The sequence below is a fragment of the Achromobacter sp. DMS1 genome, assembly GCF_001270295.1.
Genome location: NZ_LHSJ01000224.1, coordinates 1 through 7,065 on the forward strand (window position 1 = coordinate 1; position 7,065 = coordinate 7,065).

The window sequence follows — 7,065 nt, forward strand, 5'->3', positions numbered from 1 at the left end:
GCGCCAGCGCGCAGTAGGGATCGTCGTCGCTGGCCACGACCACCGTCTGGAACGGCAGCGGCCGCCGCGCGATGGGCGCGAAGCCGCGCAGGCATTCGGGCGCGTCGGGCCGCTCGACGTCGGCCGGCGCCACCAGCAGCGCGCCGGCCACTTTGTGCCAGAGCGGCACGGGCAGCGCCGCGCTCACCAGACAGCCCAGGCTGTGGGCGATGAGCAGCGCCGGCGTGCGGGCGCGCTCCACTTCGGCCGCGAGCGTGGCGATCCATTCGGCGCAGACCGGATTTTCCCAGTCGCGCTGGCGTACGCGCACCGCCTGCGGCAGCATGGTTTCCCACTGCGATTGCCAGTGGCCGGGGCCGGAGTCTTTCCACCCGGGGACGATGATCGGTTGGAGTCTCATGGCGGCCATGATGCCGCGCCCGCCTAGTAACGCAAACGAATAAATCCTCTTTTGCATATGCGCGCGGCGGTATAAACGAAGGGCGCGCAGCCTTGCTGCGCCGCAGCGCGGGAGGGGCTCGCGCAGGCGCTGGAAACAAGGGGTTTCAGTGTATGCTTGCCGGGCAATATGCACCGCGGCGGGTCGCGCATGCGCGACCCGCCCAGAAGCCAACGAGATCATCAGAGGAGTCCATCATGAAGCCCGTATTTCGTCTGACCCCGGTCATCGCGGCCTTCGGCGTCGCCGCCGGCCTGGCGTTCGGCGCCGCCGCGCAGGCCCAGACCATCAAGATCGCCATCGTGGGCCCCACCACGGGCCCCGTCACGCAATATGGAGACATGGTGCGCGAGGGCGTGGACACGGCCGTGGAACGCATCAACGCGGCGGGCGGCGTCAATGGCAAGAAGCTGGAAACCGTCGTGATCGACGATGGCTGCGAGCCCAAGCAGGGCCCGGTGGCGGCCAACCGCGTCGTGAACTCCAAGATCGGCTTCGTGGTGGGCCACGTGTGCTCGGGCGCCACCATCGCCGCCGCCGACATCTACGACAACGAAGGCGTGGTCATGGTGACCCCGTCGGCCACCTCGCCCGCGCTCACCGACGGCAAGAACTATGAGTTCATCTTCCGCACCATCGGCCGCGACGACCAGCAAGGCCCGGCCGCCGCCAAGTTCGTGCTCGAGAAGATCAAGCCCAAGAAGGCCGCCGTGCTGCACGACAAGCAGTCGTACGGCCAGGGCATCGCCACCGCCGTCAAGAACGACCTGGAGAAAGGCGGCGTGAAGGTCGCGGTCTTCGAGGGCATCAACGCGGGCGACAGCGACTATTCCGCGGTCATCACCAAGCTCAAGAGCGAGGGCGTGGACTTCGTCTACTACGGCGGCTATCACCCCGAAATGGGCCTGCTGCTGCGCCAGGCGGCCGAGCAGGGCGTGAAGGCCAAGTGGATGGGTCCCGAGGGCGCGGGCAACCCCGACATCAACGCCATCGCGGGCGACGCGGTCGAGGGCATGCTGGTCACGCTGCCGGCCGACTTCACCCAGAACGCCGCCAACGCCGACATCGTCAAGGCCTTCCAGGCCAAGAAGCGCAATGCCGGCGGCGCCTTCCAGATGACGGCCTACACGGCCACGCAGGTCATCGCCGACGGCATCAAGGGCGCCGGCAGCGAAGATCCCGCCAAGGTCGCCAAGTACCTGCACGCCAATTCGTTCGACACCCCCATCGGCAAGGTGTCGTGGAACAAGCAGGGCGACCTGAACGACTTCAAGTTCGACGTGTTCGTGTGGCACAAGGACGGCAGCAAGTCCGTCTACAAGTAAGCAGCGGCGCCGCGCGTCCTCCCTCGGGGAGGGCGCGGCAAAAAGGCCCGGAAGGCGGCGACGCCTTCCGGGCCTTGTCGTTGCGCGGCCGGCGGACCGGCGGACGCGTGCGCCGCCGCTAGACGCCTTGCACGCGGCGGCCGGTATCGGCCTCGAACCAGTGCAGCGGATGGCGGCCGTCGGGGCCCACGTTGACCGTGGCGCCCACCTTGGCGGGCGATTCGCTGAGCTGGCGCGTGGTGCAGCGCACGACGAGCGCGGTCTTGCCGCAGCGGCAATGCACCAGCTGCTCGGAGCCCAGGGTTTCGACCATTTCCACCTCGGACGGCAGGCCCTGGGTGTTGAGCAGCATGTGCTCGGGCCGCATGCCCATGATGACCTTGCGGCCGCGCACCTGGGCGGGCACCTGCAGCGGCGAGATCTCCAGCGGCAGTCCGTCGGCGGTCTGCACCGTGCCGTCGCCGGCCACGTTCACGTCGATCAGGTTCATGGGCGGCGAGCCGATGAAGCCGGCCACGAAGGTGGAGGCGGGCTTTTCGAACACTTCCGTGGGCGTGCCGATCTGCTCGGGCACGCCCTGGTACATGACGACCATGCGGTGAGCCAGGGTCATGGCCTCGACCTGGTCGTGCGTCACGTAGAGGCTGGTGGTGCCGAGCCTGCGGTGCAGCTTCATGATCTCCAGGCGCATCGCCACGCGCAGCTTGGCGTCCAGATTGGACAGCGGCTCGTCGAAGAGGAACACCTTGGGCTCGCGCACGATGGCGCGGCCCATGGCCACGCGCTGGCGCTGTCCGCCGGACAGCGCGCGCGGCCGGCGGTCGAGCAGGTGGCTCAGCTCCAGGATCTGGGCGGCCGCGTCCACGCGCTTCTTGATCTCGTCCTTGGAGAATTTGCGGATCTTCAGGCCGTACGCCATGTTCTCGAACACGGTCATGTGCGGATAGAGCGCATAGTTCTGGAACACCATCGCGATGTCGCGCTCGGCCGGCTCAAGGTTGTTGACGACCTGATCGCCGATGAGAATCTCGCCGCTGGTCACGGTTTCGAGCCCGGCGACCATGCGCATCAGCGTCGACTTGCCGCAGCCGGAGGGGCCGACGATGACGATGAACTCGCCATCCTTGACCTCCATGTCGATGCCGTGGATGACCGGCACGTTGCCGGCATAGGTTTTCTTGACGTTGCGAAAGCTGAGAGTAGCCATGGATTATTCGTAGTCGGAGTCGTGTTGGGTCGGGCGTCGGGCGGCGGGCGTCACTTTTCCGTGTCGACCAGGCCCTTCACGAACCATTTCTGCATCAGGATGACCACCAGCACGGGGGGAATCATGGCCAGCATGGCGGTGGCCATGGTGATGTTCCATTCGGTCACGCTGTCGCCGCCGGAAATCATGCGCTTGATGCCGATGACCACCGGGTACATGTCTTCCCGGGTGGTGATGAGCAGCGGCCACAGGTACTGGTTCCAGCCGTAGATGAACTGGATGACGAAGAGGGCGGCGATGCTGGTCTTGGACAGCGGCAGCAGCACGTCGCGGAAGAAGCGCACGGGGCCGGCCCCGTCGATGCGGGCCGCCTCGACCAGCTCGTCGGGCACCGTCAGGAAGAACTGGCGGAAGAGGAAGGTGGCGGTGGCCGAGGCGATGAGCGGCAGCGTCAGGCCGGCGTAGCTGTTGAGCATGCCCAGGTCGGCCACCACCTTGTAGGTGGGCGCGATGCGCACTTCCACCGGCAGCATCAGGGTGACGAAGATCATCCAGAAGAAGAACATGCGGCCGGGAAAGCGGAAATACACCACCGCGAAGGCCGACAGCATGGAAATGGCGATCTTGCCGATGGAAATGCACAGGGCCATGATCAGGCTCACGTACATCATGCGGCCCACGGGCGTGCCCGAGGAGCCGCCGCCGGAGCCGGCGAACAGCGCCTGCATGTAGTTGTCGAAGAAATGCTTGCCGGGAATCAGCGACATCGGCGCCGAGGCCACTTCCTGCGCGGTCTGGGTCGACGCGACGAAGGTGACGTACAGCGGAAATGCCACCAGCGCCACGCCGCAGAGCAGGATGGCATGGGCCAGGAAATCCAGCCAGGGACGGCGTTCAACCATGGTTTGTAGCCTCGAACGGAATCAATACTGCACTTTGCGGTCGATGTAGCGGAACTGCACGACCGTCAGGGCGATCACAATGAGCATCAGCACCACCGACTGGGCGGCCGACGAGCCGAGGTCCAGGCCGCGGAAGCCGTCGCTGTACACCTTGTAGACCAGGATGGACGTGGACGTGCCCGGGCCGCCCTGGGTCGTGGTGTCCACCACGGCGAAGGTGTCGAAGAATGCGTAGATGATGTTGACCACCAGCAGGAAGAAAGTGGTGGGCGACAGCAGCGGGAAGACGATGCTCCAGAAGCGCCGCGAGGGGCTGGCGCCGTCGATGGCGGCGGCCTCGATGAGCGAGCGCGGGATCGACTGCAGGCCGGCCAGGAAGAACAGGAAGTTGTATGAGATCTGCTTCCACACCGCCGCCACCAGGATCAGCAGCATGGCCTGGTTGCCGTCCAGGCGCGGGTTCCAGTTCACGCCCATGCGCTGCAGCGCCGTGGCCAGGATGCCGACCGAAGGCGAAAACAGGAACAGCCACAGCACGCCCACCACGGCCGGGGCCACGGCGTAGGGCCAGATCAGCAGCGTCTTGTAGAGCCCGGCGCCGCGGATGACGCGGTCGGCCATGACGGCCAGCAGCAGCGACACGGCCAGGCCCACGAAGGCGACCAGCGCGGAGAAGACGGCGGTCACGCGGAAGGAATCGAGATACGACTGCTGCGAGAACAGATCGACGAAATTGGCGAACCCGACGAACTCGGAGGAAAGCCCGAAGGCGTCTTCCAGGCGCATGGATTGCCACATGGCCTGGCCGGCGGGCAGGAAGAAAAAGACCACGGTGATGGCGATCTGCGGCAACAGCAGCAGATAGGGCAAGGTCTTGTGCCCGAATACTACGCGTTTTTCCATAGGGGAACCCAAGGGTCGAAAAACGGCGGCCGGGGATGACCGCCGCCTGGAACTGGCTCGCGTCCCTCGGGGGACGAAGCTTGCGCGCCGGCCATTGGCAGCACGATAGGCGCAACGGCCGAAAAACACCAGGGTCTGGGGCCGCGGCCGTCTGCGCGCGCCAGGCCCGGTCCGGCGCGAGCCGGAAGGGCGCTGGCGCCGGCGGGGCGCGCAAAGGGCGCTACTTTACACTTTTCTCGAACTTTTCCAGCAGCTCGTTGCCGCGCTTGACCATGTTCTCGGCGCCGTCCTTGGGCGAGACCTTGCCGGACACGATGCGTTCGATTTCCGCGTCCTCGATCTCGCGGATCTGCGGCAGGAAGCCCAGGCGCAGGCCGCGCGATTGCGCGGTGGTTTCCACGTTGAGCTGCTTCACGCCGACTTCGGTGCCGGGGTTCTTGTCATAGAAGCCCTGCTTCTTGGTCAGCTCGTAGGCGGCCTTGGTCACCGGGACGTAGCCGGTCTGCTGATGCCAGCGGGCGGCGATCTCGGGGCTGGACAGGAACTTGAAGAAGGCGGTCACGCCCTTGTAGACCTCGGGCTTCTTGTTGGCAAAAACCCACAGCGAAGCGCCGCCGATGATGGTGTTCTGCGGCGCGCCCTTCACATCGCCGTAGTAGGGCAGGGTGGAGGTGCCGAACTCGAACTTGGCGTTCTTCATGATGTTGGCGCGCAGGCCCGAGGAGCCGGTGATCATCGCGCACTTGCCGCTGATGAAGAGCGAGTTGGGCTCGTCGCCGCGGCCGCCGTACATGAAGATGCCTTCCTTGGCCAGCTTGGCCAGGTTTTCCAGGTGGCGGATGTGCAGCGGGGTGTTGATCGCCAGGCGGGCGTCCAGGCCGCCGAAGCCGTTGTCCTTGGTGGCGTAGGGCACGTTGTGCCAGGCCGAGAACGTCTCGAGCTGCACCCACGACGGCCAGGAGGTGGTGTAGCCGCATTCCTGGCCGGCGGCCTTGAGCTTCTGGCCGGCGGCGGCCAGTTCTTCCCAGGTCTTGGGCGGGGCCTCGGGATCCAGGCCGGCCTTCTTGAAGGCGTCCTTGTTGTAGTAGAAGACCACGGTGGAGCTGTTGAAGGGCATGGAAACCAGTTTGCCCTCGGGCGAGGAGTAGTAGCCCGCCACGGCGCCGATGAATTCCTTCGGGTCGATGGGGTTGCCGGCTTCTTCCGACATCTGCTGCACCGGCTTGATGGCGCCCTTGGCGTACATCATGGTGGCCGTGCCCACTTCGAAGACCTGGAGGATGTCCGGAGCGTTGCCGGCGCGGAACGCGGCGATGCCCGCATTCATCGACTCGCCGTAGTTGCCCTTGTAGACTGCCTTCACCTGGTAGTCCGGATTCTTCTTGTTGAACTCTTCGACCAGCGAATTCACGCGGTCGCCCAGCGCGCCTTCCATCGAGTGCCAGAACTGGATCTCGGTGGCGGCGTGGGCGGAAGCGCCCGCGAAGGCCGTCATGATGGCGGCGAAAGTCAAGGCAAGTCGATGGGATCGCATGGGGAAGGTCCTCCAGTTTTGCGTGGGCGCGCGCGGGGTCCGCGCGCGAAACACGACACCTTATGAATTGTTTGTGACAAAAACGTGACTTTTACATCACCTTCGGAACCTGTCAAATTGCGCGTTTCATGCGCGAACGAACATTTGAATGGCGATTCCCCAGGCAGATGGTCGGTTTACAATCTACCCCTATGAAAAACGAACTTTCGATTGCGTTCATCGGCGGCGGCAATATGGCGTCCGCGCTGGCAACCGGCCTGGCCGACAAAGTATGCCCCGCCCGCCACATCCATGTCATCGACATAAACCAGGAGGCCCATGCCGCCTGGCAGGCGCGGGGCATGTCGGCCGCGCTCGCGCCGGACGAAACGCTGGCCCGCAGCCGCGTGTGGATTTTTGCCGTCAAACCCCAAAACATGCGTGACGTTGTGGCGTCGGCGCGTCAATGGCTGCAGCCGGACACGCTGGTCATCAGCGTGGCGGCCGGCATCCGCGCCGACACCCTGGCGGCCTGGCTGGGCGCGCCCGGCGCGCCCTGGGGCAGGCTGGGTGCGCTGCATGCCCAACACGCCGGCCCTGGTCGGCGCGGGCGTGACCGGGCTGGCGGCGCTGGACGGCGTGAGCGGCGCCTGACCGCGCGCTGGCGGCGCAGACTGCTGGGCAGCGTGGGCCAGGTGGTGTGGGTCGACGGCGACGATGCGATGACGGCGTGACCGCGCTTTCGGGCACGGGCCCGCGTATGTGTTCCTCGATCC

At 65.8% G+C, this 7,065-nt stretch carries 6 protein-coding genes and 1 pseudogene; 2 read left to right on the plus strand and 5 right to left on the minus strand.

Annotated elements, in window-relative coordinates; all coding sequences use genetic code 11:
• On the minus strand, positions 1-400 hold a 400-nt coding region (locus AD428_RS20380), incomplete at its 3' end, for an RBBP9/YdeN family alpha/beta hydrolase (protein ID WP_235491022.1).
• A 236-nt stretch (positions 401-636) separates the two neighbouring features.
• On the opposite strand from AD428_RS20380, the gene AD428_RS20385 reads away from it, so the two are divergent.
• Positions 637-1,764, plus strand: coding sequence for a branched-chain amino acid ABC transporter substrate-binding protein (locus AD428_RS20385; RefSeq protein WP_053246388.1), 1,128 nt, complete (start codon positions 637-639; stop codon positions 1,762-1,764).
• Positions 1,765-1,882: 118 nt separating this feature from the next.
• Here the strand turns inward: AD428_RS20385 and AD428_RS20390 are convergent, their stop codons facing one another.
• From AD428_RS20390 to ugpB, 4 genes are all read right to left on the minus strand, one after another.
• Positions 1,883-2,971 carry a sn-glycerol-3-phosphate import ATP-binding protein UgpC gene (locus tag AD428_RS20390; protein ID WP_053246389.1) on the minus strand — a complete coding sequence of 363 codons (1,089 nt, stop codon included), beginning with the start codon at positions 2,969-2,971 and terminating at the stop codon, positions 1,883-1,885.
• Positions 2,972-3,021: 50 nt separating this feature from the next.
• Complete coding sequence (gene ugpE, locus AD428_RS20395; protein ID WP_053246390.1) at positions 3,022-3,873, minus strand: sn-glycerol-3-phosphate ABC transporter permease UgpE; 852 nt, start codon at positions 3,871-3,873, stop codon at positions 3,022-3,024.
• Between the two features lie 21 nt (positions 3,874-3,894).
• Entirely contained in the window at positions 3,895-4,776 is an 882-nt protein-coding gene (ugpA, locus tag AD428_RS20400; RefSeq protein ID WP_053246391.1) for a sn-glycerol-3-phosphate ABC transporter permease UgpA, read from the minus strand.
• 220 nt (positions 4,777-4,996) lie between these two features.
• Positions 4,997-6,310 carry a sn-glycerol-3-phosphate ABC transporter substrate-binding protein UgpB gene (gene ugpB, locus AD428_RS20405; protein WP_053246392.1) on the minus strand — a complete coding sequence of 438 codons (1,314 nt, stop codon included), beginning with the start codon at positions 6,308-6,310 and terminating at the stop codon, positions 4,997-4,999.
• Between the two features lie 191 nt (positions 6,311-6,501).
• On the opposite strand from ugpB, the pseudogene AD428_RS20410 reads away from it, so the two are divergent.
• Positions 6,502-7,065 (plus strand): annotated as a pseudogene (locus tag AD428_RS20410) (pyrroline-5-carboxylate reductase family protein); the annotation flags it as partial.

What these genes read in the sequence shown, in the direction of transcription:
- AD428_RS20385 (WP_053246388.1), top strand. Translation starts at nt 637, where the DNA reads ATGAAGCCCGTATTTCGTCTGACCCCGGTCATCGCGGCCTTCGGCGTC.
- AD428_RS20390 (WP_053246389.1), bottom strand. Translation starts at nt 2,971, where the DNA reads ATGGCTACTCTCAGCTTTCGCAACGTCAAGAAAACCTATGCCGGCAAC.
- ugpE (WP_053246390.1), bottom strand. Translation starts at nt 3,873, where the DNA reads ATGGTTGAACGCCGTCCCTGGCTGGATTTCCTGGCCCATGCCATCCTG.
- ugpA (WP_053246391.1), bottom strand. Translation starts at nt 4,776, where the DNA reads ATGGAAAAACGCGTAGTATTCGGGCACAAGACCTTGCCCTATCTGCTG.
- ugpB (WP_053246392.1), bottom strand. Translation starts at nt 6,310, where the DNA reads ATGCGATCCCATCGACTTGCCTTGACTTTCGCCGCCATCATGACGGCC.